This is a genomic window from Pseudomonas sp. VA159-2, assembly GCF_024126635.1.
GTDB lineage: Bacteria > Pseudomonadota > Gammaproteobacteria > Pseudomonadales > Pseudomonadaceae > Aquipseudomonas > Aquipseudomonas muyukensis.
In genome coordinates this window covers 1-1,518 of record NZ_JAMYBV010000068.1, presented here as the reverse complement: position 1 = coordinate 1,518, position 1,518 = coordinate 1, and the positions used below count along the sequence as shown (strand labels likewise).

General features: G+C 61.8%; 1 protein-coding gene. It reads left to right on the top strand.

Annotation, left to right across the window (positions count from 1 at the left end):
- Window positions 1–1,518: immunoglobulin-like domain-containing protein (locus NJG22_RS24365; RefSeq protein ID WP_366518862.1), on the top strand; the 1,518-nt coding region annotated here is incomplete at both ends.

The window sequence follows — 1,518 nt, the reverse complement described above, 5'->3', positions numbered from 1 at the left end:
ACACCATCAGCGAAGTTGTGGCTACCTTGTCTGCCGACAAGACCACCGTCAGCGAAGGCGGCCAGATCACCTACACCGTCACCTTGAGCAACGGCCAAGGCCTGTCGGTCACTGGCCACAACGGCCTGACCTTCACCTTGACCGATGGCACCAAAGTGACCATCCCGGCAGGCAGCGCCACCGGCACCATCACCGTCAACGCGCCAGACGACGTATTCGTCGGCGGACAGCCGAGCATCGTCAACAAGCTGGAAGGCGTGACCGGCGCGGACAACTTCGAGAAGCTGACCCTCGGCAAAGAGGAAGTGAAGACCGAAGTCACCGACGAGCCCGGCACCGGCACCCCGGGCACCGGCAACGAGGGCGACAAGGTCACCGTGACCATCGTCAGCAAAGGCGACGTGACCGAAGACCAGCAACCCGCCTTCACCGTCAAAGTGAGCCAAAAGTTGGATCACGACCTGACCGTGACCCTGTCCAACGGCGACAAGGTGGTGATCCCAGCCGGTCAGACCGAAGCCGAGTACAAGGCCAAGGCGCAAGGCGATGACGTCTTCAAAGACGGCGATACCCTCACCGTCGGCATCACCGATGCTGCCGTGGACGGCAAGACCTTCGAAAACCTGGAGCTCGGCGGCAACGCCAGCGTCCAGATCACCGACACCATCAGTGAAGTGATCGCGACCCTCAGCGCCGACAAGACCACCGTCAGCGAAGGTGGCCAGATCACCTACACCGTGACCCTGACCAACGGCCAGGGCTTGTCGGTGACCGGCCACAACGGCCTGGTCTTCACCCTCACCGATGGCACCAAAGTCACTATCCCAGCGGGTAGTGCCACCGGCACCATTACCATCAACGCCCCGGATGACGTGTTCGTCGGCGGCCAGCCGAGCATCGTCAACAAGCTGGAAGGCGTGACCGGTGCGGACAACTTCGAGAAGCTGACCCTCGGCAAGGACGAAGTCAAAACCGAAGTCACCGACGAGCCCGGTACCGGAACTCCGGGCACCGGCAACGAGGGCGACAAGATCACCGTCACCATCGTCAGCAAAGGTGATGTCACCGAAGACCAACAGCCTGCCTTCACCGTCAAAGTCAGCCAGAAGCTGGATCACGACCTGACCGTCACTTTGTCCAACGGCGACAAGGTGGTGATCCCGGCCGGCCAGACCGAAGCCGAGTACAAGGCCAAGGCACAAGGCGACGACGTCTTCAAAGACGGCGATACCCTGACTGTCGGCATCACCGATGCCGCCGTCGATGGCAAGACCTTCGAAAATCTGGAACTGGGCGGTAATGCCAGCGTGCAGATCACCGACACCATCAGTGAAGTGGTCGCGACCCTCAGCGCCGACAAGACCACCGTCAGCGAAGGCGGCCAGATCACCTACACCGTGACCTTGAGCAACGGCCAAGGCCTGTCGGTGACCGGCCATAACGGCCTGACCTTCACCCTGACCGATGGCACCAAAGTGACCATCCCGGCAGGCAGCGCCAGCGGCACCATCACCGTCA